Source organism: Pseudomonas sp. CC6-YY-74, assembly GCF_002025205.1.
GTDB lineage: Bacteria > Pseudomonadota > Gammaproteobacteria > Pseudomonadales > Pseudomonadaceae > Aquipseudomonas > Aquipseudomonas paeninsulae.
This window is the reverse complement of the sequence record NZ_CP019947.1, coordinates 3360809-3384314: the sequence shown is the minus strand read 5'-3', so window position 1 is coordinate 3384314 and position 23506 is coordinate 3360809. Positions and strand designations below refer to the sequence as shown.

Sequence of the window (23506 nt, the reverse complement as noted above, 5' to 3'; positions counted from 1 at the left end):
CGCCCCGTAATGTCAACGCCCGCGCATATCATTTCGTCCACACGGCTTCGCAGGACGTGATACCTGCGCATGTCGAGCTGGTCGAGTGTGGCTATTTGTGGTGGGCAGTGCCGGATGCGCCGACGGTAGACGCCTGACGCGTCGCCAATGCCTTACTCTCGCCGAGTATTGCCGACGGGCTATGGCTTGTGACCCGAGCTCGCTCCATAGTCTTTCTCCTGCATGACGTCCTGTCTTTAGGTTGAATAGTGGTTATTTTTTGCGCAAGTGCTGTGCCAGTACCGGCGTGCAGGCCTGATGTTGATGACTCTGCGATCTGGTTCGCCGGATTCTAACGCCGCCAGTGTTACAGGGAGATGAATGCGCTGCGGGGCTCAACGCAAAAGACTCGGGTATGCGCGGATGGCCGTGCCGGGGAATGTTTGCTTTCAGTTCCTTTATTTCCGCGCAGGCGCGGTTGGGCGGATTTTCGCGAAGGGGCCGGCAATGCATCGGACGCTGAGAGTTAACGCCCAGAAAGCAAAAAAACCCAGCACAGGGCTGGGGCTTTCTGTTCGGTATTAGTGGGCGGGTTTGCGTCCACCACGCCAGTGGCTAGGCCGTACCTGAATATCTGGTGTAACCATTGGCGAATCTTGCCGGCGGCATTCAGCGTGCCGCGGGCCTCCACCTTGCGCACCAGCTCCACCAGCTCCACCAGCTCCACCAGCTCTACCAGGTCGGGCCGGGTGATGGCTTTAACCGGGCGCGAACCGATAGCGGGTATCAGGTCGTTTTCCATATACAGCTTGGCTTTGCGTGCGGTGCTCTCTGCCCAGCGTGGCGAGTTGTAGTCGAACCACTCCCGCGCTAGCCCTTCAGAGGTTAGTCCTATGACCTTCTGTGCCAGTTTAGCGGCTTTCTTTTGTTCGCCGGGGTCTTATGCCGTTGGCTAGCTGCTCGCGTGCTTCGTCGCGCTTCTGGCGAGCTTTTAGCAGGGATAGGGGGGGTAGGTGCCTAGCGCCAGCATCTTGGCCTTATCGTTGAAACGATAGCGATAGCGATAGCGCCAGAGCTTGGAGTCGGTCGGGGCTATTTCTAGGCATAGGCCATTGTTGTCAGTGATGCGAAACAGCTTGGCAGCGGGTTTGGCTGCCTTGATGGCTGCGTCTGTCAGTGCCATATCGTACCCCTTGAAAGCCGCGCCAGTCGGGCGCTTTGCTTTCGTCTTGTGAGTAGATTTTTAGACCGAGCCGGCTCTACTCACAATTGTCAGGGCTTACAAGGCATGGCATGGGAACGCCAGACAATAAAAAACCCGCACTAGGCGGGTTTTTTAAGTGCTTCCGGGTAGTTTTGCGACTTCCTGGAAGCTAGGTATGGTGCCCGGGGACGGAATCGAACCGCCGACACGGGGATTTTCAATCCCCTGCTCTACCGACTGAGCTACCCGGGCTAACGGGGCGCTATTAGACGGATTTGAGGGGTAGGTGTCAAGCGTGAGTTTGAAAAATATTTAATTATTACGGGCGGTTAGCCGCGAATGAAGGAAATACGGCCGGGTGTGCTGGCCGCCTGGGTGAATTCAGGCGGCCGGACTCAGTTTATTCGCTGGGCGGCACGTAACCTTCGGCCTGGGCGTAGTCCTCGCCGGAGAGGAACTTGTCCATCTCGCTCTGCAGGAACTTGCGGTCTTCGGCGTTCATCATGTTCAGGCGACGTTCGTTGATCAGCAGGGTCTGGTGCTTCTGCCATTCGTCCCAGGCTTGCTTGGAGACGTTGGTGTAGATGTCTTCGCCTTTGGCGCCCGGATAGGGTGGGCGGTCGAGGCCAGGCAGTTCTTGTTTGTGCTTGCGGCACATTACGGTGCGGGTCATGGCTGCTCTCCAGTGTTCTGTTCGGTCGCGAGTGCGTCGGCCGCGCGCTTCAGCAGTTTTTTTACCGGGGCGGCAAGGCCTAGGCGCGGCGGTGTGGCGAGGTTATACCAGAGCCAGTCGGCCTCGGCCACGGCCGATGGCGCGGCTTCGACGCGGATCAGCCAGGGTTCGATGGCCAGTTGGAAGTGGCTGAAGGTGTGGCTCAGGCCGGCCAGTTCGCGGCGCTCGCCCAGTTGCAGGGCGTGCCGGTTGGCGAGCAGGTCGAGGCTAGGCAGGTCGTCCAGCTCCGGCAGGCTCCACAAGCCGCCCCAGAGGCCGCTGGAGGGGCGTCGGTAGAGCAGAACCTCGCCAGCTCGGCTGGTCAGGATCGGCATCAGGGTGCGCCTCTGAGGCAGTGCCTTGCGCGGTTTGGCGATCGGGTAGCGAATCTCCAGGCCGAGCAGGTGGGCCTGGCAGCCACTTTGCAACGGGCAGAGCAGGCAGCTGGGTTTGCTGCGGGTGCAGAGGGTGGCGCCGAGGTCCATCATCGCCTGGGTGTAGTGGTTGACCCGTGCCTGCGGGGTGAAGCGTTCGGCCACCGCCCACAGTTGTTTGGCCACTTTCGGCTCGCCCGGGTAGCCCTCCTGGGCCACGTAGCGTGCTAGCACCCGCTTGACGTTGCCGTCGAGAATCGGCGCGCGCAGGCCCATGCTCAGGCTGGCGATGGCGCCAGCGGTGGAGCGGCCGATGCCGGGGAGTTCGGTCAGTTGCTCGACGTCGAGGGGGAATGCGCCGCCGTGCTCACGCATGACGATCTGTGCGGTCTTTTGCAGGTTGCGCGCGCGGGTGTAGTAGCCCAGGCCGGTCCACAGGTGCAGCACTTCGTCTTCCGCTGCTGCGGCCAGGTCTTGCACGGTCGGCAAGGCGGCCATGAAGCGGTCGAAGTAGCCGAGTACGGTGCTGACCTGGGTCTGCTGCAGCATGATTTCCGAGACCCATACGCGGTAAGGATTGATGCCCTGCTGCCAGGGCAGATCCTTGCGTCCGTGGCGGTCGTACCAGTCGAGGACCGCCATGGAGAACTGCTCGGGACTCATCGGTTGAACAAGCCCTTGAGCGCGTCTTTCAGTTCGGGGCTGACCTTGTCACCGAGCTTTTCTTCGAGCTTCTGGTTGATCTTGTCGCCGGCCAGCTTGGCGGCGACCTTGCCCATGCCGTCCTGGTCCAGGCGGCAGGTCTTGCCGCCCATTTCCAGCGGGCCACGGCAGCGTACCGGCCAGGCGATGCCGACATAGCGCTCGTTGATCTGGCAGGCCGGATCGGGCATTTCGCGCTGGTCACCGCTGGGGGTGATGCCGACGCGGTAGTCGAGGCCGAGTACGCGCAGGTCCAGGTCGCCGTTGCCGCTGACCGCGAGGCCGGGAACCTGGATTTTCAGATCAGGGTTATGGGCTACGCCTTTGAGGAAGGTCAGGTTGCCTTGCAGTGTGTCGAAGGGCGTGTCCTTGTTGCGCGGCTCGCTGCTCAGTGCCTTGCGGTTGAGTGCGGCAATGCCGCGGCAGAGTTGTTGTTCGAGGTCGGCGCCGACCAGAATGCCGTCGTTGAGGGCGAAGCTGGCCGTGCCGTTGAGGCCGTCGACCCAGGCTTTCAAGCTGTTGCCGCTGGTGCTCAGGTTGGCCTGCAGGTCGAGCAGGCCCTTGACCGGCGAGGGCTGCTGTTCGCTCTTGAGGAAGGGCTCTACGCTGATTCGACTCAGGTTTTTGTGCAGGCTCAGCAGGGGGATGGTCGGGCGTACATCGACCGTCGCCTTGGCGTCGAAATTGCCGCTGCCGAGTTTGCCGCGCATCTCTTCCAGGGTCAGCAGGCCGGCTTTGCTCTTGGCCTTGAGGTTGACGGCGCTGAAGGCTTGCTTTTGGTAAATCAGCTGGTCGAGGCTCAGCGCCAGTTGCAGGTCGAGGCTGCGCAGGCGCTCGATCGGCAGCACAGTTGCGGCGCTCCAGGCGTGCTGGGTCGGTGCTTTGGGCAGTGGAGTGCTACCGCTCTGGCCGGCGCTGGCGACGCTTTCCTTGACCTCGGCTTGGCGCGCGGCGCCGGCATCCTGGCTGTCCTTGGTTGGCTTCGGCAGGTAGCGGTCGAGATCCAGGCTGTCGCCTTTCAATTGCACGCGCAGGGCTTGCTTGGCGAAGTCGGCGATGCCGATCTGGCCGCTGAAACTGCTGTCATCGAGCTTCAGTTTCAGCTCTTGCAGGGTCAGGCTGGTCGGGCTGCCGTTGAGGCGGGTGACCAGTTCGAATTGGCTCAGGGCCTTGTCATCGTTCAACGGCGGCAGTGTTTGGCCGATGGTGGCGAGAAATTCGCGCAGGTTTACCGGCGCGATGGACAGACCGCCGGTCAGTTTTGGCTGGGTATCCAGGTCGCGAATTTTCACTTCGCCGAGGGCGCGCAACTGGTTGGCCGAGAGTTTCAGGCCGTTCCATTCGGCAACCTGTGCGGCCAGATCGACCAGCAGCTGGCCTTGCAGGGAGTAGGTCAGGGTTTGCCCGTCGAAGGGCTCGCCGGAGGCTTCGCCGGAGATCTTGGCGTCTTCCAGTTGGTAGCGCTTGAGCGCCCGGTCGAAGCGCAGCTCGCCTTGCAGTTCGGTGCGCGCCCGCATGACCGGTTGGTTGGTGCCGAAGAAGGCGCTGAGCTTGACCGGGATGGCGGTCCCTTCGCGGATCGCCCCGGTGGTCAACTGAATGCTTTCGGCGCTGAATTGTTGGCCTTTCTGCGCGTCGTGGTAATCAATGCGTGCGCTGTTGACGATCAGGCTGTCGATATCCAGCTTGATCGGTTGGGCGCTTTCGCGGGTGCTGGCTGGCGCACTGTCGGCGGATGGCGCGGTTGCCTCGCCGGCCGGCGTGCTGGTGGCCACGGCGGGTTGGGGTGGGCGGCCGACATCTTCCCAGTTGCCGCGACCTTTTTCGTCGCGCTGCAGGTTCAGGTTGAGGCCGTCGACGCGGATGTCGCTCATCTGTACTTCGCGGCGCAACAGCGGCAGCACGCGTACCGACAGGCCGAGCAGGCGCAGGTCGGCAAAGGGCTGGTCGGGGGTGGTGGCGCTGGCCAGGGTGGCGTCGGTCAGTTCGAGGCCGAGCCAGGGGAACAGGCTCCAGCCGATATCGCCATTGAGGGTCAGCTCTAGGTTGGCCTTGTCGCGGGCCAGTTGGCGAATTTCGTCTTTGTAGTCGTTGGGATCGAACAGATGGGTCAGGGCAAAGCCCAGCGCCACCAGGATCAGCAACAGCCCGAGAAAAAACAGACCCAGGATTTTGCCGAGCGCTTTCATGGACGATTCCTTGTTTCGGTGAACTTGAATTGAGTCGGCGAGTATAGCGCCGACCGCTGCAATAGGCCGGCGAAAGTCCGGCTAATGCACTGATTTTGCAAGTGGCTGTTACAGCGCTCGAGCGACGCGTTCGGCAATCGCCAGGCTGGCGGTCAGTCCTGGCGACTCGATACCGAACAGATTGATCAGCCCCGGCAGACCGTGATCGCTTGCGGTTTGGATAAGGAAGTCGGCGGCCGGTTCCCCGGGGCCGACCAGTTTCGGCCGGATGCCACTGTAGCCTGGCACCAGGCGCGTGCTGTCGAGGCCCGGGAAGTAGCGGCGGATCGCGTTGGCAAAGGGCTCGCGCAGCTGTTCGTCGACTCGGTAATCGATATGCTCGAGGTGCTCGGTGTCCGGGCCGAAGCGTACCTGGCCGCCGAGATCGAGGGTGGCGTGGATGCCCAGGCCCGAGGTGTTGGCCTCCGGCAGCGGATAGATCAGGTGCTGGAAGGGCGCGCGGCCGCTGTAGCCGAAGTAGCTGCCGCGGCACAGATGCAGGGCCGGTATGCCTTGCAAACCCTGGGTATTGGCCGCCAGCTGCTGGGCGAACAGGCCGCCGGCATTGATCACCCGCTGCGCCTTGAGCTGGAAGACTTCGCCGGCGCTGCGGCCCGTGACGATCCAGCCGTCAGGGCCGGGTTCGAGCTGGTCGACGCGGGTATGCAGGACCAGTTGTGCGCCCTGCTTCTCGGCGGCGGCGAGCAGCGATTGCAGGTAGGCATGGCTGTCGATGATTCCGGTGCTCGGCGACAGCAGCGCTGCAAAGCCGCGCACGGCCGGTTCCAGTTCGGCGAGCCGGGCTTGCTCGATATATTCCAGGTCATGCACGCCGCAGGCATGGGCATTGGCGGCCAGTGCGTCGAGCTTGCTGCGTTCGGTCGGGCTGACCGCCACCAGCAGCTTGCCGATGCGGCGGTGCGCTACCCGGTGCTGGGCGCACCAGGCATACAGGCGCTCGCGGCCTTCCAGGCATAGCTGGGCTTTCAGCGAGCCGGGGGCGTAGTAGATGCCGGCGTGGATGACTTCGGAATTGCGGCTGGAGGTGTGGCTGCCGATCAGCTGCTCCGCCTCGACGATCAGGCAGCTCTGCGGCGCTCGGGCCAGGCGTGCGGCGCAGGTCAGGCCGAGGGCGCCGGCGCCGATAATCAGGGTGTCGATACTGTCCATGGCGGGTGCGTTGCCGGGGTTTGGCTGGGGTGGCTGCCGCTTTTCGCGCGAGTCGGCGTCAAGCTGTCGAGCATAGCAAGATCTGCGCGGTGGCTAGGCGTGTCATGACGCTTGCGCTATCGACGCTGGCTGGGACGGTGGCTGCCGGCCCCATGCGGCGCGGTTGCTGGTCGCCGGGACGCCGGACCGCAGCAAGCTGGCTGTTATCAAGCAACACGTATGTTATTGGTTTTATGGGTTATTACGTTTCCTGTAGGAGCGGCCCATGGCCGCGATGCGTTTCGCGGGCATGGAACTAGGCGTCCCCCCCTGCTCCTGCAGGTACCTACAAGCTGGCGGACACGCTTGCCTCCAGTTTGCGGTGCGACAGCGCGGCGTATGGACAACGGGGGGGTCGCCTACCCGTCAGGCGTGCACCTCGTTGACGGCTGCGCAGCATAAAACGGCGTCAATTATGCCGATAGCCTTGCTTGCCGACCGCCGCCGGTAGCCGCCCAGGCCCAGGGCCGCCTATAATGACGGCCCTTTCGCACAACGATTTTGTGGAGCTGGTGATGGCCGAACGTACGGCATCCGTCGAGCGCAACACCCTGGAGACCCAGATCAAGGTCTCGATCAACCTGGATGGTACTGGCAAGGCCAAGTTTGCTATTGGCGTGCCGTTTCTCGAGCACATGCTCGATCAGATTGCCCGTCACGGCCTGATCGACCTGGATATCCAGTGCAAGGGCGACCTGCATATCGACGACCACCACACCGTCGAAGACGTTGGCATCACCCTCGGCCAGGCCTTTACCAAGGCGATTGGCGACAAGAAGGGCATGACCCGTTACGGCCATTCCTATGTGCCGCTTGATGAGGCGCTGTCGCGCGTGGTGATCGATTTCTCCGGTCGCCCGGGGCTGCAGATGCACGTGCCGTTCACTCGGGCAGTGGTCGGCGGCTTCGATGTCGATCTGTTCCAGGAGTTCTTCCAGGGCTTCGTCAACCATGCCCTGATCAGCCTGCACATCGACAACCTGCGCGGCACTAACACCCACCACCAGATCGAGACTGTGTTCAAGGCCTTCGGCCGCGCCCTGCGCATGGCCGTCGAGCTGGACCCGCGGATGGCTGGGCAGATGCCCTCGACCAAGGGTTGCCTCTGATGCAAACGGTTGCAGTAATCGACTACGGCATGGGCAATCTGCACTCGGTGGCCAAGGCGCTGGAGCATGTCGGTGCCGGCCGGGTGCTGGTGACCAGCGATGCCCAGGTGATTCGTGAAGCCGACCGCGTGGTGTTTCCCGGAGTCGGGGCGATTCGCGATTGCATGGCCGAGATCAAGCGCCTGGGCTTCGACACGCTGGTGCGTGAAGTCAGTCAGGACCGGCCGTTTCTCGGCATCTGCGTCGGCATGCAGGCCTTGCTTGAGCGCAGCGAAGAGAACGATGGCGTCGATTGCATCGGCCTGTTCCCCGGCCAGGTGCGCTTCTTCGGCAAGAATATGGTCGAGGACGGCGAAAAGCTGAAAGTGCCGCACATGGGCTGGAACCAAGTGGCGCAGTCGGTCAATCATCCGCTGTGGCACGACATCCCGGATCTGGCGCGCTTCTACTTCGTGCACAGCTACTACATCGAGGCTAGCAAGCCGCAGCAAGTGGTTGGTCGCGGCCATTACGGCAAGGATTTCGCCGCGGCGCTGGCCGAGGGCTCGCGCTTCGCCGTGCAGTTCCACCCGGAGAAGAGCCATACCCACGGCCTGCAGTTGCTGCAGAACTTCGCCGCCTGGGACGGGCGCTGGTAGATGAGCAAGGCCAAGAGCAAGCCGCCGATCCTGACCCTGACCCCGGAACAGGAGCGTGAGGCGACCAGCGTCATCAAGCGCTTCATGGAGACGCGTTTCGAGCTGCAGCTGGGTTCGTTCGAGGTCGCGGAAATCCTCGAGCTGTTTACCCGCGAAATTGCTCCGCACTATTACGATCGGGCGATTTTCGATGTGCAGACCGTCCTCAAGGACAGGTTCGAGAGCATCGAAAGCGACCTCTGGGCGCTCGAGAAGAGCTGATCCTCACCGAATCCAACGACTTGAACAGGTTCAACCGATGCTGATTATTCCCGCTATCGATCTGAAAGACGGCGCCTGCGTGCGCCTGCGCCAGGGCCGCATGGAAGATTCCACGGTGTTCTCCGACGATCCGGTGAGCATGGCGGCCAAGTGGGTTGAGGGTGGCTGCCGCCGTCTGCATCTGGTCGATCTGAATGGCGCCTTCGAAGGCCAGCCGGTCAATGGCGAGGTGGTCACCGCCATCGCCAAGCGCTACCCGCACCTGCCGATCCAAATCGGCGGCGGCATTCGTTCGCTGGAAACCATCGAGCATTACGTCAAGGCTGGGGTGAGCTACGTGATCATCGGCACCAAGGCTGTGAAAGATCCGGCCTTCGTTGCTGAAGCCTGCCGCGCTTTCCCGGGCAAGGTCATCGTCGGTCTGGATGCAAAAGACGGTTTCGTCGCCACCGACGGCTGGGCTGAAATCAGCACGGTGCAGGTCATCGACCTGGCCAAGCGCTTCGAAGCCGATGGCGTCGCTGCGATCGTTTATACCGACATCGCCAAGGACGGCATGATGCAGGGCTGCAACGTGCCCTTTACCGTGGCCCTGGCCAACGCCACGCGAATCCCGGTGATCGCCTCCGGCGGTATCCACAACCTCGGTGATATCCAGACCCTGCTTGACGCCCGCACCCCTGGCATCATCGGCGCCATCACCGGCCGGGCGATCTACGAAGGCACCCTGGACGTGGCCGAAGCGCAGGCCGTCTGCGACGCCTACGGCGGCTAATGTAGGGCGGGTGAAACCCGCCGCAACTGACGCAATCTTTATCGGTGGGTTGCACCCACCCTACGGGAGCACCGTATGGCACTGGCAAAACGCATCATCCCCTGCCTCGACGTGGACAACGGCCGGGTGGTCAAGGGCGTCCAGTTCGAGAATATCCGCGATGCCGGCGATCCGGTGGAAATCGCCCGCCGCTACGATGAGCAGGGCGCCGACGAGATTACCTTCCTCGATATCACCGCCAGCGTCGATGGCCGCGACACCACCCTGCATACGGTGGAGCGCATGGCCAGCCAGGTCTTCATTCCGCTGACCGTGGGCGGCGGCGTACGTACCGTGCAGGACATTCGCAACCTGCTGAATGCCGGCGCGGACAAGGTCTCGATCAACACTGCGGCGGTATTCACCCCGGAGTTCGTCGGCGAGGCTGCTGCGCGCTTTGGTTCGCAGTGCATCGTCGTCGCCATCGACGCCAAGTGCGTTTCGTTGCCGGGCGAGCCCCCGCGCTGGGAAATTTTCACCCACGGTGGGCGTAAGCCGACCGGCCTGGATGCCGTGCTCTGGGCGAAGAAAATGGAAGACCTCGGCGCCGGTGAAATTCTCCTCACCAGCATGGATCAGGATGGGGTGAAGCGCGGCTACGACCTCGGCGTCACCCGTGCCATCAGCGAGATGGTCGGCATTCCGGTAATCGCCTCCGGCGGCGTCGGTAATCTGGAACACCTGGCCGCCGGCATCCTCGAAGGCAAGGCCGATGCGGTGCTGGCCGCGAGTATCTTCCACTTCGGCGAATACACCGTACCCGAGGCCAAGGCCTATCTGGCCAGTCGCGGCATCGTGGTGCGCTGATCGTTCGATGCTGGGGCGCTGTCGAGCGAAGCTGGGAGCGAGTCGACAGCGCCCGCCAGCGCGCTGCGTTAGGGTCTTGGCTAGCGTCCTGCCGACAAATACATAAATGCGTCATTCCAGGTCTTCCATGGACCGGATGAGCCGTATTCTCCAGGGCGCGGCTGGGCGTAGATGATCGGGCTGAGTATGCTGCGGCATCCTGCTCACACCAGAATAGTCCTGCCCTAACCAGAATAAAGAGAATGCACATGCACAAGCACAAACGCCTGCTGTTTGCGCTGGCCGGCGTCGTATTCGGGCTGAGCGCTAGCGCTCACGCCGAATCGGCGCCGGACTACCGCGTGGTTTTGCTCACCGAGAACTTCCCGCCCTACAACATGGCAATCAACGGCAAGAACTTCGCTCGGGAAGACAACCTTGACGGTATCGCCGTGGATATCGTGCGCGAGATGTTCAAGCGTGCCGAGGTCAGCTACAGCATGACCCTGCGCTTCCCCTGGGCTCGCATCTACAAACTGGCGCTGGAGAAGCCGGGTTACGGCGTGTTCGTCACCGCGCGTCTGCCCGAGCGCGAGGCCCTGTTCAAGTGGGTCGGGCCGATTGGCCCGGATGACTGGGTGCTGCTCGGTAGAAGCGACAGCTCCATCAGCCTGACCAGCCTGGAGCAGGCCAAGCAATACAAGGTCGGGGCCTACAAGGGCGACGCGATTGCCGAGCATCTGCTGGAAAAGGGCCTGGAGCCGATCACCGCGTTGCGTGACCAGCAAAACGCCAAGAAACTGATGGCCGGGCAGATCGATCTGTGGGCCACCGGCGATCCTGCCGGACGTTACCTGGCCAAGCAAGAAGGTGTCTCCGGGCTGAAGACCATCCTGCGTTTCGACAGCGCCGAGTTGTACCTGGCGCTGAACAAGGCTGTGCCCGACGAGGTGGTACAGAAGCTGCAGGCTGAACTGGACAAGATGCGCAGCGAAGGATTCGTCGATGACATCCTCAGCAGCTATCTGTAAAACAGGACTCAGCAGGTTGGCCACGAGCCGAACTGCCGCTAGCCATAATCACAATACCTGCGAGCGGGAAGACTAATTAATGTTGAAGATCATCAAAAGCAGTTTGTTGTTCGGCCTTCTTTTCAGCGCCTGCGCGGCCCATGCCGAGTTGCCCTATGGCTACAAGGTGGTGTTGCTGACCGAGAATTTCCCACCGTTCAATATGTCGGTCGACGACAAGAACTTTGCCCGTGACGACAGTATCGACGGTATCAGTGCCGAGATCGTCCGGGCCATGTTCAAGCGCGCCAAGATCGACTACAGCCTGAGCCTGCGTTTTCCCTGGGATCGGCTGTACCGGCTGACCCTGGACAAGCCCAGCTACGGGCTGTTCTCCACCACCTTTACCCCGGAGCGCCAGCCGCTGTTCAAGTGGGTGGGGCCGCTTGCCAACACTGGCTGGGTGCTGCTTGCCGCGCCAGGCAACAACCTCAGCGTGGCCAGCTTGAAAGAGGCTGGGCAGTACAAGGTCGGCGCCTACAAGAACGATGCGGTCAGTCAGCATCTGGAAAGCCAGGGGCTGGAGCCGATCAACGCGCTACGCGACCAGCAGAACGTGCAAAAGCTGATCAAGGGGCAGATTGATCTGTGGGCCACCACCGACCCGGTTGGCCGCTACCTCGCCAAGCAGGAAGGCGTCAGCGGCCTGACCACTGTGCTGCGCTTCAATGAGGCCGAGTTGTATCTGGCGCTGAACAAGGATACCCCCGACGAGGTGGTGCAGCGGTTGCAGAAGGCGTTGGATGAGCTGCGCAGCGAAGGCTTTGTCGAGGACATGACCAACAGCTACCTGTAGCGGTTAATCCAGGCAGGCAAGAACAAGGCTCTGTAGCATTATGGGTTGAGGGTAAAGCTGGGCTGGCAGCGAGCCGCTTCAGCCCAGCAAGTCCCAATCTAGCGGTGCTGGGCTGAAGCCCACTCAACAGCCGCGCCTTGCAACGGCTCACTAGTTCAGAGCCAAGAAAAAGCCCGGCATCGTGTCCGGGCTTTTTCGTACCTGCCCTGCGTCAGCGGTTCAATCGCCGCGGGTGACGCTCAGGCCTTTGAGCAGGTTGAGCGCCTGGCTCAGTTGGTAGTCGTCATCCTGTGGGCGTGCCGCTTTGCTGGCTTTGCTGGCTTTGCTCTGGCTGGGTTTATCCACACCGCCGTTGCCGTTACCCAGGTGACCCAGCAGGTCAGCTTCCTTGATATTGGCGTCATCCTGTTCGCGAGTCAGCTTGGCGCGCGCCACTTCGATGTCCGGCGCTATGCCCTGGGCCTGGATCGAGCGGCCGTTGGGCGTGTAGTACAGCGCCGTGGTGAGTTTCAGGGCGCTGTCGTTGTTCAGCGGCAGCACCGTCTGCACCGAGCCTTTGCCGAAGCTGTCGGTGCCCATCAGTACGCCGCGCTTGTGATCCTGCAGGGCGCCGGCGACGATCTCCGAGGCCGAAGCGCTGCCGCCATTGATCAGCACCACCAGGGGCACGCCTTCGCTGGCATCTGCCGGGTCGGCGGAGAAGCGCAATTCGGAGTTGGCGATGCGCCCTTCGGTGTAGACGATCAGGCCTTTCTTGAGGAAGTGGTCGGTTACTTCGACCGCGGCCTGGAGTACGCCGCCAGGGTTGTTGCGCAGATCCAGCACCAGGCCGCGCAGCTTCTTGCCGTTGTCCTTGCGCAGCTTGTTCAGCGCCTTGCCGACCTCTTCGCCGGAGTTGACCTGAAACTGGGTGATGCGCAGGTAGCCGTAGCCATCGTCGAGCAACTGGCTCTTGACGCTGCGGACCTTGATTACCGCGCGGGTCAGTTCCACGTCGAAGGGCTTGCCGCCCTCGCGCACCAGGGTCAGGAGGATCTTGCTGCCGGCTGCGCCGCGCATCTTGTCCACGGCTTCGAGCATCGACAGGCCCTTGGTCGGCTGGCCGTCGATCTTGACGATCAGGTCGCCCGGCTGGATCCCGGCTTTCGAGGCCGGGGTGTCGTCGATCGGCGAAACCACCTTGACGAAACCGTCTTCCATGCCGACTTCGATGCCCAGGCCGCCGAACTCGCCGCTGGTGCTTTCCTGCAGCTCACGGAAGGCTTCGGGGTCGAGGTAGGCGGAATGCGGGTCGAGGTTGCTGAGCATGCCCTTGATCGCATTTTCCAGCAGGGTCTTGTCGCTGACCGGTTCGACATAGGCCGACTTGATCCGATCCAGTACCTCGGCGAAGGTGCGCAGTTCGTCCAGCGGCAGCGGCGCCTTGTCATTCGCGATGGCCGCCGCTGGCGGCGTTTCTGCGGCCTGCAGCAGGTGAGGGCTGCCGAGCAATGCGATAGCCAGGGCCAGAGAGGTGAGGCGAGACAGATGCGGCATGTCGAACTAACTCCTAGAGAGATGAGCGCAGCGCTTATCCTTGCGTGCGGCACCATTGTGCAGGGTCGCTGGGGCGGCCCTGCTGGCGAATCGCGAAATACAGCGCGGGAGTGTCTTGCCCGCCGCTGGTGCCGACTGTGGCGATGGGTTCGCCGGCGTTGACTACGTCGCCGGCGTCCTTGAGCAGGCTTTGGTTGTGTCCGTACAGGCTCAGGTAGCCATTGCCATGGTCGAGAATGACCAGAAGCCCGGCACCGCGCAACCAGTCGGCGAATACTACGCGGCCGCCATGTACGGCGCGCACCTGGCTGCCAGCCTTGGCGCCGATCAGTACGCCATCCCATTTAGTCCGAGTGTCAGTACCGCGTGGGGTTCCGTAACCGGCGACCAAGCGGCCATCGACCGGCCAGGGCAACTTGCCGCGGGCCTTGGCGAATGGCCCGCCATAAGTACTGCCGGAGCTGACCAGTGGGCCGCTGTTGGGGCTGTTGGGGCTGTTGGTGGCTGCAGCGCTGCTGCGCTGTTGCTCGCGCGCGGCGATCAAGGCCTGTTGCCGCGCCTGTTCGGCTTCACGCGCCTGGCGGGCCAGGGTCGCTTCGATGGTTTTCAGTACCCGGGCCAGTTGCGCCTGCTCTTGCTGGCGGGCCTTGAGCTTGTGGTCGCGGGCGGAATATTCCTGGTTCAGCTTGGCCAGGGCCAGTTGGCGCTCTTTGCGCGCCTGGACGAGTTGCTCGCCGCGCGCGTCCAGAGCCCCTTTGTCTTCGAGCAACTGGTTCTGCTGGTTGACGATGTCCTGCTCGACGTTGGCCAGCTGGCGCAAGGTTTCGTTGAACGTGGCCAACTGCTCCATGCGCGCTTCGCTGAGGTAGTCGTAATAGGTCAGGGTGCGGGAGAATTTTTCCGGATTCTGCTGATTCAGCAGCAGCTTCAGGTATTCCTGACGACCGCTCTGGTAGGCGGCGCGGGCCTGGATGCCGATCAGTCGTTGTTGCTCGAGGCGCGCGTCATGGAGTTTTTTTTTCTCCTGATTGAGGCGCTGGATTTCCACCTCGCCGTCTTCCAGGCTTTTTTGCAGCTCCTTGACCTGCTTTTCCAGCTCGCCCATTTCGGTTTCGGTCTTGCGCAGGCCTTTCTGCACGCCGGATTTGTCCTGCTGCACCTTCTCCAGCAGCTTTTTCAGCTCGGCCACGTCGCTGCGGGCGGCTTCCAGCTGTTTCTGGGCGTCGGCTTTCTCGCCGGCAAAGGCCGGAGTCAGCAGGCAGGTGAGGAAAATCAGGGCAAGGAAGCGGAGCATGGTACTGGCGACACCTGGGCGGGAGACGGGCCTAGTATGCCTAAAAATCCAGCGGCAAGCTGCAAGATGCGCTGGCTGGTCGGGGGCGTTGCGTGGGGTGCTTCGGCGCATGGATAGAGTGGGCCGGGCGGCGATCCGCTTCAGCCCACCCGGATCTTCAGTTCAGTTGAATGATGCTGGTGCCGGTCATTTCCTGGGGGATGGGCAGGTCCATCAGGGTCAGCATGGTCGGCGCCACGTCGGCCAGCACACCGTCTTCGCGCATGCGCAGTTGGCGCTTGCCGACATAGATGAAGGGTACCGGCTCGCAGGTGTGGGCGGTGTGCGCCTGACCCGTGCAGGCATCCTCCATTTGCTCGACGTTGCCGTGGTCGGCGGTGATCAGGGCTTCGCCATCGACCTTGCCCAGCGCCGCGACTATGCGTCCGACGCAGCTGTCCAGGCATTCCACGGCCTTGACCGCGGCGTCGAACACGCCGGTATGACCAACCATGTCGCCGTTGGCGTAGTTGACGATGATCACGTCATAACGCTGCTGCTCGATCGCCTCGACGATCCGGTCGGTGACTTGCGGCGCGTTCATCTCGGGTTGCAGGTCGTAGGTGGCGACCTGCGGCGATGGGATCAGGATGCGTTCCTCGCCCTCGAACGGCTCTTCGCGGCCGCCGGAGAAGAAGAAGGTGACGTGGGCGTATTTCTCGGTCTCGGCGATACGCAGCTGGGTCTTGCCGTTCTTCGCCAGGTATTCGCCGAGCACATTGCTCAGGCTGGCTGGCGCGAAAGCGCTGGGCGCCGGAATGTTCGCGGCGTACTGGGTCAGCATGACGAAGTCGGCCAGTTGCGGCAGTCGGGCGCGCGGGAAATCCTGGAAATCGGGCTCGACGAAGGCGCGGGTCAGTTCGCGGGCGCGGTCGGCGCGGAAGTTCATGAACACCACGGCGTCGCCGTCTTCGACCTTGACCGGCGCGCCGAGGGTGGTGGCCTTGACGAATTCGTCGTTTTCGCCGCGGGCGTAGGCGGCCTGCAAACCTTCAGCCGCGCTGGCGGCGTTGAACTGGCCCTGGCCGTTGACGATCAGGTTGTAGGCCTGCTCGACGCGGTCCCAACGGTTGTCGCGGTCCATGGCGAAGTAGCGGCCGACCAGGCTGGCGATGCGGCCCTTGCCGAGCGTGGCGAAGGCCGTGTCGAGCCGTTCGATGGAGGCCTGGGCGCTTCTCGGCGGCGTATCGCGGCCATCGAGGAAGGCGTGCAGGTAAATTTTCTCGGCGCCGCGCTGGGCGGCCAGTTCGGCCATGGCGACCAGGTGATCCTGGTGGCTGTGCACGCCACCGTCGGACAGCAGGCCGAGGATGTGCACGGCCTTGCCGGCGCCCGCCGCCTGATCCACCGCGCGGGTGATCGCCGAGTTGTCGAAGAAGTCACCATCGCGAATGGACTTGGTCACCCGGGTGAAGTCCTGGTACACCACACGACCGGCGCCGAGGTTCATATGGCCGACCTCGGAATTGCCCATCTGGCCGTCCGGCAGGCCGACGTCCATGCCTGAGCCTGAGATCAGGCTGTGCGGCTGGGTGGCGCGTAAGTGGTCGTAGACCGGCGTGTTGGCGGCATGGATGGCGTTGTATTCGGTGCTGTCACTGTGACCGAAGCCATCGAGAATGATCAGGACCAAAGGTTTGGGCGTGGCGCTCATTAATCTGGCTCGCTGTGCATAAGGGACAAAAAGGCCAGGCATTTTAAGGCCTGCTATCAGGCCCGTCACCGCCGGGCGGGGTGTGGCCGACCTGTGGGGCTGTGTATACTGCCGGGATTTTACCGTCCCGGAACCACCTCATGCTTGCCAATCTGATTGAATTTGCCTCTACCCACTATGTACTGGGCGGATTGTTCGTTGTCCTGCTGGCGCTGCTGATCTTCACGGAGCTGCGTAAGGGCGGGCAAAGCCTGAGCAGCCGTGAGCTGACCGCCTTGATCAACAGCGAGCAGGGCATGGTGCTGGATGTGCGTGGGCAGAAGGATTTCTCTGCCGGCCATATCGTCGGCGCCTTGCACGTCCCCTATGAAAAAATCACCAGCCGCATCGGCGAACTGGAAAAGCACAAAGGCAAGACCCTGATCGTGGTCGATGCCATGGGCCAGCATGCCGGGACGGTCAGTCGTGACCTGAAAAAAGCCGGTTTCAATGCCGCCAAGCTGTCTGGCGGGATTGCCAGCTGGCGTGGCGATAACCTGCCATTGGTGAAGTGATATGTCTGCCGTCGTCATTTATTCCAGCGATTGGTGCCCCTACTGCATACGCGCCAAGCAGTTACTGGCCCGCAAGGGCGTGGACTTCGATGAAATCAAGGTCGACGGCAAGCCTGAGGTGCGTGCGGAGATGACCCGCAAGGCGCTGCAGACCTCGGTGCCGCAGATCTGGATCGGCAGCAGCCATGTTGGTGGCTGTGACGATCTGTATGACCTGGAGCGCGCTGGCACGTTGGATGCGCTGCTCGAGGCTTAGTACTCCCCTCATCTACTCAGTACCCACGACAAGAAGGCATTGCCATGACTGAACAAGCTAGCAACGGCGCCGCCCAAGGCGAACAGAATCCGCAGTTTTCCCTGCAACGCATCTATGTCCGCGACCTGTCCTTCGAGGCGCCGAAGAGCCCGGAGATCTTCCGTCAGGAATGGAGCCCGAGCGTTGCACTGGATCTGAATACCCGGCAGAAGCCGCTCGAAGGCGACTTCCACGAAGTGGTGCTGACCCTCTCGGTCACCGTGAAAAATGGCGAAGAAACTGCCTTCATCGCCGAAGTCCAGCAAGCCGGGATCTTCTTGGTCAAGGGTTTGGACGCCGCCGCCATGAGCCACACCCTGGGCGCGTTCTGCCCGAACATCTTGTTCCCGTATGCGCGCGAAACCCTCGACAGTCTGGTGGTGCGCGGCTCCTTCCCGGCACTGATGCTGGCGCCGGTGAACTTCGACGCCCTCTACGCCCAAGAGTTGCAGCGCATTCAGCAGCAGGCTGGCGAGGCTGCTCCGGCCAATTGAGCCGTTGCAGCAGATAAAGAGCGCCCTTCGGGGCGCTTTTTTGTACTGCAAATGGGCTGGCGCAAGGTGGGCTGAAGCCACCCGGGCGGGAGCCTGTCAGGGCGTGGCGAAGTCCTGCTGGCGCCAGGCCTCGTAGACGGCCACTGCCACGGTGTTGGACAAATTCAGGCTGCGGCAGCCTTCGCGCATCGGCAGGCGCAGGCACTGTGCGGCGGGCAGAGCGTCGCGGATGTCCTGGGGCAAGCCGCGGCTCTCCGGGCCGAATAGAAAGGCGTCGCCGGGCTCGTAGCGCACCTGATGATAAGGCTGAGAGCCTTTGGTGGTGAAGGCGAAGACGCGCGGCTGGCCGAGGCTCTCCAGGCAGCTGGGGAGATCCGCATGACGCTGCAGGGTGGCGTACTCGTGGTAGTCGAGCCCGGCGCGGCGCAGGCGTTTGTCATCCAGTTCGAAGCCCAGTGGCTCGATCAGGTGCAGGTGGCAGCCGCTGTTGGCGCAGAGCCTGATAATGTTGCCGGTATTCGGTGGAATTTCCGGTTGAAAGAGGATCACGTGAAACATGCGCGGCTCCAAGCCTGAAGACGGTCGGCATTCTACTCCTGATTCGGGCTCGCGGCCGCGCCCTTGGCTGCAGGTGATCGGCTCGCTGGCGTTGTTCGGTTTTCTGATCGGACTGATGATCGGTCGTATGTTTCAACCCAACCCACTGTGGCTGGCGAGTGTCGAGGTGACGGAGCAGGGCCTGCAGCTGTGGTTCAACGTCGAGCCGAAGGTGCGTGCCGATCACATTGACGGGGCGTTTTTTCTGCGTGTCGAAAGCCTGGGGCGCGAGCAGCAGGGGCAGTTGCACCTGCAGGGCAAGCTGGTCAATTGGCGGGTGCGGCGCGAGGAGCGGGAGTTGCTGCTGCGAGTGGTGGCGGCCCGTCCGCTGCGCGGCGAGTGGCGCGCTGAGGAGCTTGACGGGCGGTGGCGGCTAACGGTCAGCCTGGCGTACGAATAAAAGCGGGGAATCCCCGGCCTGCCTGTACCAAGGTCCCCGAAACTGGGATTGCTTAAGCATATGCAGACTGTGTGCCAGTTTTGTTACTACGACGGAGAGCCCCGTAATTACTGGCTTGTGCTGCTGTTACGGGGCTATTGGTGCCGCGCAGGCGAGCGAAAATGTTTCTTGTGAGTGCATTGCGGTGCATCCTGGCGCCGATTCAGGGCATGGGTCGACAAGACGGCTGCAATTGGTCGTTGCTGCGGCTAGTGGCCAAAGCATGGCGCCTTGCTAGCCTTCCTCGAGGGCTGCCCTGTAAGCATCGCGCAACTGTATGCATCGGCTTATGAGAGGCCCTGTCTACAGCTGCGTACCTGGATAAGCCCGGCGCAACCGGGAAACACCCTTGCGGATGCACGCCAGCGTAATCCGGCTACGCGCTGCATTTGCCGCAAAAAAAACGGGCCAGCGGCCCGTTTTTCTGTACTCGGTTCGCGGTTAGGCGTCGTCGCTGTCGTCGTCATCGCTGCCGTCGACCTTCATGCCCAGTTCCTTGATCTTGCGGGTCAGGGTGTTGCGGCCCCAGCCCAGCAGCAGGGCGGCGTCACGGCGGCGGCCGGCGGTGTGCTTGAGCGCCGTTTCGATCATGATCCGCTCGAAGGCCGGAACTGCGCTGTCGAGCAGGTCCGACTGACCGCGGGCCAGGGCCTGGTCGGCCCATTGCCGCAGGGCCTGCTCCCAATTGTTCACCGGCGCGCTGTCCTGCGGCTGGCTGAGTAGTTCCGGGGGCAGGTCGCTGACATGCACCTCGCGCCCGGAGGCCATTACGGTGATCCAGCGGCAGGTGTTTTCCAGCTGGCGCACGTTGCCCGGCCAGGGCAGGTGCTGCAGATAGTCCTCGGTCTCGCTCTTCAGCAGTTTGGGTTCGACGGCCAGCTCCAGGGCGGCGCGGGCGAGGAAGTGACGGGCCAGGGTCGGGATGTCTTCGCGACGGTCGGACAGCCGCGGGATGTGGATGCGGATCACATTGAGGCGGTGAAACAGGTCTTCGCGGAACTTGCCTTCCTGCACCAGGATTTCCAGGTTCTGGTGGGTGGCGGCGATGATCCGTACATCGACCTTGACCGGCGTGTGGCCGCCGACCCGGTAGAACTCGCCGTCGGCCAGCACGCGCAACAGGCGGGTCTGGGTGTCGGCCGGCATGTCGCCGATTTCGTCGAGGAACAGGGCGCCGCCGTCGGCTTGTTCGAAGCGACCGCGGCGCAGGTTGGCCGCCCCGGTAAAGGCACCTTTCTCGTGGCCGAACAGCTCGGACTCCATCAGGTCTTTCGGGATCGCTGCCATATTCAGCGCGATAAAGGGCGAGGCGGCCCGCGGGCTGTGCCGGTGCAGGGCGTGGGCGACCAGCTCCTTGCCGGTGCCGGATTCGCCGTTGATCAAGACCGTGATATTGGAGTGGGAGAGCCGGCCGATGGCACGAAACACCTCCTGCATGGCCGGCGCTTCGCCAATGATTTCCGGGGTGCGCGGCTGCTCGACAGGCACCCGCAGGCCTTGTTGCTCCTGCGCATGCTGATAGGCGCGCTGGACCAGGGAGACCGCTTCATCGACGTCGAACGGCTTGGGCAGGTACTCGAATGCGCCGCCCTGGTAGGACGCCACTGCGCTGTCCAGGTCGGAATGGGCGGTCATGATGATGACCGGCAGGCGCGGGTAGAGTTCGCGGATCCGCGCCAGCAGTTCCAGGCCGCTGGAGCCAGGCATGCGGATGTCCGAGACGATCACATCCGGTTGTTGCCGGCTGAGGTGGCTGAGGACACCGTCGGCGCTGTCGAAGCTTTGGGTGGTCATGCCTGCCTGTTGCAGGGCTTTTTCCAGCACCCAGCGGATGGAGCGGTCGTCGTCGACGATCCATACGGTTTCACTGCGACTCATGACGGAGTTACTCCTTGTTCAAGCGGCAGGAAGATCGAGAACAGGGTATGACCAGGATGGCTCTCGCACTCGATCAGACCCTGATGCTGACTAATGATGTTCTGGGTTATCGCCAAGCCCAGCCCGGTGCCGTCGGCACGCCCGCTGACCATGGGATAGAAGATGGTGTCCTGCAATTCGGCCGGGATGCCGGGGCCGTTGTCGATGATTTCCAGGCGGGCGACCAAGCGGTGGCGGACATGGCCGATAGTGAATTGGCGCAGGGTGCGGGTGCGCAGGGTGATGCGGCCCAGGCGCATTTCGTTCTGCCCGCCGATGGCCTGCATGGCGTTGCGCACGATATTGAGCACGGCCTGGATCATCTGCTCGCGATCGATCAGCACGTCGGGAATGCTCGGGTCGTAATCACGCAGCAAAATGATGCTGCCCTGACTCTCTGCCTCGATCAGGCTGGCGACCCGTTCCAGCACTTCATGCACGTTGGTCATCGCCAGCGACGGCAGTTTGTTCGAGCCAAGCATGCGATCGACCAGGTTTCTCAGGCGATCGGCTTCTTCGATGATGACGTTGGTGTAGTCCTTGAGTTCTTCGTTCGGCAGCTCGCGGGCGAGCAACTGGGCGGCGCCGCGAATGCCGCCGAGCGGGTTCTTGATCTCGTGGGCCAGGCCGCGCACCAGCAGCTTGGTGGTCTCCTGCTTGGACAGCTGCGCCTCTTCCTTGGTGATGCGCAGCAGGCGGTCGCGCGGATGCACTTCCAGCAGCAGCAGGGTTTCGCCGCGATTGAGGATCGGCGTGACCGAGTAATCGACGGTGAGAGTCTGGCCGGTGACGGCAGTCAGCACCGCTTCGCGCTTGTTGAACGGATGCGCCTGTTCGACGGCCTGGCGCAGTGCGCTCAGGGCCTCGGCCGACTCGGTGAACAGCTCGCTGATGAATTGTCCGTGGCTGCGCTGGCCGCTGACAGCCAGGAGCATTTCCGCCGCCGGGTTCATGTATTCAAGGCGCAGGTCGGCGTTAAGCAGCAGGGTGGCGGTGGTCAGGTTGTCCAGCAGCAGGCGGTGCAGTGCGTCATTGATAGTCATATTGAGGGTCTGCTGACGTTTCGCCGCGAGCCGCGTTGCGCGGCCGAATGGTGCCAGGCAAGGCTGTTTCCGGCGGGCTTGCGGGCGACACCACATCCCTGTGGATTGCGCGGGACGCCGGCAATGGCTGTTCCCTTGCCAAGCTGGGCCGCGCCGACTGGCACCATTTGGCGCGCAAGCCAAAGGGCGGGTGGCCGTTTGGCATGGCCCTGCGTTTCTCGACGCTCATTGGGAATAAGCAAACTTCACTCCTCGCGCCTAGTTCTGCGCCAAACGGGCCGGCGTCGCGGCCGTGACTAAATGTCAGCAGACCCTAAGGCTTGCGGCAATGCAGCAGGAAAATGCAAGAAGCAAACCAAAGCCCCGGAAAAATGCAGGGAATCAGCGGAATCAGCGGTGCTGGCCGTATTTCGGCGCAGGCACAGGGCATGTGAGCGAACCAGAATGGGGAGAGTATAGAAAGTGGTGCGGCTTATTGCACCACAATGGTGCGGTGGTTATCTGGCTTAGATAAAGGGGATGAAGGGAATGTTGCGCTTCTCCGGCGGCTTGTCCTTCAGTGGGCATTCCGGGCGCACGCCGTAGTCGGTTTTTTTGCAGGGTCGGACCATGCGCTTCTGGGCCAGCGATATGCGCAGCATGTGCAGCGGTTGGCTGGGCGTGCGTTCCAGCGTGCGGCCTTGGGCGTCGACGATCTCGACAGCCAGTTGGTGGGTGCCGCGGTCGATATTTTCCAGCGGGAAAACCGGGCTGCGACCAGTTTCGCCTGTCGCGTGGCCATCCAGCAGCAGGCGAAAGCGGTGCCCACTCTGCAGGGCCGGCTCGCTGCTGGCGGTGACGATCAGATTACCGGCGCTGTCGCGGATAGTGGTGTCTGGTTCCGGGAACAAGATACGCAGCACTTGGTAGGTGGGCGGCCGTGCGGTAGTGGTGACAGGTGCTGGCGGCGCGGCAGCCGGCAAGCTGGGCATGTCGTTACTGGGCGTCAGCTCGATGCGTTCGGCGTTACCCTGCCTGGGCTGGTCGGTGAAGACGCGATTGCCCTCCGCGTCGATGTAGGTATAGACCTGAGCGGCAGCCGGTAGGCTCAGCAGGAGTAAGTACAGCAGTAGGTTGCGCATGGTTCAGCTGGCCGGTTTGGGTGTGGGGGGCGGTGGTGGTGGGCGCAGTGCTGGACTGCTGGTATTGACGCGCTGCACGGTGAAAGTGACGCTGGCGCTCTGTTGAATCGACTGCTCGCCATTGAGTATTTCAACCGCCAGGCTGTGTTCGCCGCGATCTACATTGATTAGCTGCAGGCGCGGTACGTTGCTTGGCTGGCCGTAAGGCTGGCCATCCAACAGCAGGCGCAGGCGGTGGGTCGCGGCCAGGCGCGGCTCCAGTTGCACGCCGACACTGAAGGTGCCGTTGTTGGCGCGCAAGGCTTGGTCGCTGGGGATGCCGGTCAGTTCGAGTACCGAGTAGCTTGCCGATGAGGCCACTCCGGCGGGGGTGCTCGGTGGCGTGGTGAGCGGCTGGGCTTCCACGGTGTTAGTCGCGGGCAGCTCAACGGTTTCGGCGTTCTGGCCGTCCGGGGGCTGGTTGGTGAACACCGTATTACCGTTGGCGTCGGTGTATTTGTAGATCTGCGCGCTGGCCGGCAGAGCCAGTAGCAGCAGCAGGCAGGTGAGTATCCGGCGCATGGCCATTCTCCCGATGGATGTACTGCTAAGACTTGCACTGGCAGGTCGCGCTGGCAAGGGTGCGGGTGTGGCAATTAGGG

At 62.7% G+C, this 23506-nt stretch carries 23 protein-coding genes, 1 tRNA gene and 1 pseudogene; 11 read left to right on the top strand and 14 right to left on the bottom strand.

Annotated features, from left to right (window positions below; all coding sequences use genetic code 11):
• Positions 1 to 559 precede the first annotated feature (559 nt).
• The 6 genes and pseudogenes from B2D37_RS15390 to B2D37_RS15365 all read right to left on the bottom strand — a co-directional run.
• Positions 560 to 1162 (bottom strand): annotated as a pseudogene (locus B2D37_RS15390) (tyrosine-type recombinase/integrase); the annotation flags it as partial.
• 197 nt (positions 1163 to 1359) lie between these two features.
• Positions 1360 to 1435, bottom strand: a tRNA-Phe gene (locus tag B2D37_RS15385).
• Positions 1436 to 1583: 148 nt separating this feature from the next.
• A complete protein-coding gene (locus B2D37_RS15380; RefSeq protein WP_079203511.1) occupies positions 1584 to 1856 on the bottom strand; it encodes an oxidative damage protection protein in 273 nt (90 codons plus the stop codon).
• The gene (gene mutY, locus B2D37_RS15375; RefSeq protein WP_079203510.1) at positions 1853 to 2932 is read right to left on the bottom strand and encodes an A/G-specific adenine glycosylase; all 1080 of its coding nucleotides are present in this window, start codon (positions 2930 to 2932) and stop codon (positions 1853 to 1855) included. Before mutY ends, B2D37_RS15380 begins: the two co-directional genes overlap by 4 nt.
• Positions 2929 to 5160, bottom strand: a complete 2232-nt coding sequence (locus tag B2D37_RS15370) for an AsmA family protein (RefSeq protein ID WP_079203509.1) — start codon at positions 5158 to 5160, stop codon at positions 2929 to 2931. The genes mutY and B2D37_RS15370 overlap by 4 nt, the downstream gene beginning before the upstream one ends.
• Positions 5161 to 5268: 108 nt before the next feature.
• Positions 5269 to 6369 carry an NAD(P)/FAD-dependent oxidoreductase gene (locus B2D37_RS15365; protein WP_079203508.1) on the bottom strand — a complete coding sequence of 367 codons (1101 nt, stop codon included), beginning with the start codon at positions 6367 to 6369 and terminating at the stop codon, positions 5269 to 5271.
• 554 nt (positions 6370 to 6923) lie between these two features.
• Between B2D37_RS15365 and hisB the strand changes: the two genes are divergently transcribed.
• The 7 genes from hisB to B2D37_RS15330 all read left to right on the top strand — a co-directional run bounded on the left by hisB (position 6924) and on the right by B2D37_RS15330 (position 11882).
• Positions 6924 to 7517 carry an imidazoleglycerol-phosphate dehydratase HisB gene (gene hisB, locus B2D37_RS15360; protein ID WP_079203507.1) on the top strand — a complete coding sequence of 198 codons (594 nt, stop codon included), beginning with the start codon at positions 6924 to 6926 and terminating at the stop codon, positions 7515 to 7517.
• The gene (hisH, locus tag B2D37_RS15355) at positions 7517 to 8155 is read left to right on the top strand and encodes an imidazole glycerol phosphate synthase subunit HisH (RefSeq protein ID WP_079203506.1); all 639 of its coding nucleotides are present in this window, start codon (positions 7517 to 7519) and stop codon (positions 8153 to 8155) included. Before hisB ends, hisH begins: the two co-directional genes overlap by 1 nt.
• A complete protein-coding gene (locus tag B2D37_RS15350) occupies positions 8156 to 8416 on the top strand; it encodes a DUF2164 domain-containing protein (RefSeq protein WP_079203505.1) in 261 nt (86 codons plus the stop codon).
• A gap of 37 nt (positions 8417 to 8453) precedes the next feature.
• On the top strand, positions 8454 to 9191 hold the full coding sequence (gene hisA / locus B2D37_RS15345) for a 1-(5-phosphoribosyl)-5-[(5-phosphoribosylamino)methylideneamino]imidazole-4-carboxamide isomerase (protein WP_079203504.1): 738 nt from the start codon (positions 8454 to 8456) through the stop codon (positions 9189 to 9191).
• A 75-nt stretch (positions 9192 to 9266) separates the two neighbouring features.
• Positions 9267 to 10037, top strand: a complete 771-nt coding sequence (gene hisF, locus B2D37_RS15340) for an imidazole glycerol phosphate synthase subunit HisF (RefSeq protein ID WP_079203503.1) — start codon at positions 9267 to 9269, stop codon at positions 10035 to 10037.
• Positions 10038 to 10285: 248 nt separating this feature from the next.
• On the top strand, positions 10286 to 11047 hold the full coding sequence (locus tag B2D37_RS15335) for an ABC transporter substrate-binding protein (RefSeq protein WP_079203502.1): 762 nt from the start codon (positions 10286 to 10288) through the stop codon (positions 11045 to 11047).
• 79 nt (positions 11048 to 11126) lie between these two features.
• Entirely contained in the window at positions 11127 to 11882 is a 756-nt protein-coding gene (locus tag B2D37_RS15330; RefSeq protein WP_079203501.1) for an ABC transporter substrate-binding protein, read from the top strand.
• A 219-nt stretch (positions 11883 to 12101) separates the two neighbouring features.
• Here B2D37_RS15330 and B2D37_RS15325 read toward each other — a convergent pair whose 3' ends face one another.
• The 3 genes from B2D37_RS15325 to gpmI form a co-directional block, all read right to left on the bottom strand.
• Positions 12102 to 13418 (bottom strand): S41 family peptidase, encoded by a 1317-nt coding sequence (locus B2D37_RS15325; protein ID WP_079203500.1) that lies wholly within the window; start codon positions 13416 to 13418, stop codon positions 12102 to 12104.
• Between the two features lie 34 nt (positions 13419 to 13452).
• A complete protein-coding gene (locus B2D37_RS15320; RefSeq protein ID WP_079203499.1) occupies positions 13453 to 14712 on the bottom strand; it encodes a murein hydrolase activator EnvC in 1260 nt (419 codons plus the stop codon).
• Positions 14713 to 14869: 157 nt separating this feature from the next.
• Positions 14870 to 16405, bottom strand: coding sequence for a 2,3-bisphosphoglycerate-independent phosphoglycerate mutase (gpmI, locus tag B2D37_RS15315; RefSeq protein ID WP_079203498.1), 1536 nt, complete (start codon positions 16403 to 16405; stop codon positions 14870 to 14872).
• Between the two features lie 140 nt (positions 16406 to 16545).
• On the opposite strand from gpmI, the gene B2D37_RS15310 reads away from it, so the two are divergent.
• From B2D37_RS15310 to secB, 3 genes are read left to right on the top strand one after another with little or no spacing between them, the layout of a single operon-like run.
• Positions 16546 to 16959 (top strand): rhodanese-like domain-containing protein, encoded by a 414-nt coding sequence (locus B2D37_RS15310; protein ID WP_079203497.1) that lies wholly within the window; start codon positions 16546 to 16548, stop codon positions 16957 to 16959.
• A gap of 1 nt (position 16960) precedes the next feature.
• Positions 16961 to 17215, top strand: coding sequence for a glutaredoxin 3 (grxC, locus tag B2D37_RS15305; protein WP_079203496.1), 255 nt, complete (start codon positions 16961 to 16963; stop codon positions 17213 to 17215).
• Between the two features lie 44 nt (positions 17216 to 17259).
• Complete coding sequence (gene secB, locus B2D37_RS15300; protein ID WP_079203495.1) at positions 17260 to 17748, top strand: protein-export chaperone SecB; 489 nt, start codon at positions 17260 to 17262, stop codon at positions 17746 to 17748.
• 96 nt (positions 17749 to 17844) lie between these two features.
• On the opposite strand, the gene trmL is transcribed toward secB, so the two are convergent.
• Positions 17845 to 18306: a tRNA (uridine(34)/cytosine(34)/5-carboxymethylaminomethyluridine(34)-2'-O)-methyltransferase TrmL gene (trmL, locus tag B2D37_RS15295; protein ID WP_079203494.1), complete on the bottom strand. Its 462-nt coding sequence runs from the start codon at positions 18304 to 18306 to the stop codon at positions 17845 to 17847.
• Between trmL and B2D37_RS15290 the strand changes: the two genes are divergently transcribed.
• Positions 18305 to 18745, top strand: a complete 441-nt coding sequence (locus B2D37_RS15290; RefSeq protein ID WP_079203493.1) for a hypothetical protein — start codon at positions 18305 to 18307, stop codon at positions 18743 to 18745. The genes trmL and B2D37_RS15290 overlap by 2 nt on opposite strands.
• Before the next feature lie 480 nt (positions 18746 to 19225).
• On the opposite strand, the gene ntrC is transcribed toward B2D37_RS15290, so the two are convergent.
• The 4 genes from ntrC to B2D37_RS15270 form a co-directional block, all read right to left on the bottom strand.
• Entirely contained in the window at positions 19226 to 20662 is a 1437-nt protein-coding gene (gene ntrC / locus B2D37_RS15285; protein ID WP_079203492.1) for a nitrogen regulation protein NR(I), read from the bottom strand.
• Complete coding sequence (gene glnL / locus B2D37_RS15280; protein ID WP_079203491.1) at positions 20659 to 21744, bottom strand: nitrogen regulation protein NR(II); 1086 nt, start codon at positions 21742 to 21744, stop codon at positions 20659 to 20661. The genes ntrC and glnL overlap by 4 nt, the downstream gene beginning before the upstream one ends.
• Before the next feature lie 506 nt (positions 21745 to 22250).
• Positions 22251 to 22865, bottom strand: a complete 615-nt coding sequence (locus tag B2D37_RS15275; protein WP_079203490.1) for a DUF4124 domain-containing protein — start codon at positions 22863 to 22865, stop codon at positions 22251 to 22253.
• Positions 22866 to 22868: 3 nt separating this feature from the next.
• Positions 22869 to 23426 carry a DUF4124 domain-containing protein gene (locus B2D37_RS15270; RefSeq protein ID WP_079203489.1) on the bottom strand — a complete coding sequence of 186 codons (558 nt, stop codon included), beginning with the start codon at positions 23424 to 23426 and terminating at the stop codon, positions 22869 to 22871.
• Positions 23427 to 23506 lie beyond the last annotated feature (80 nt).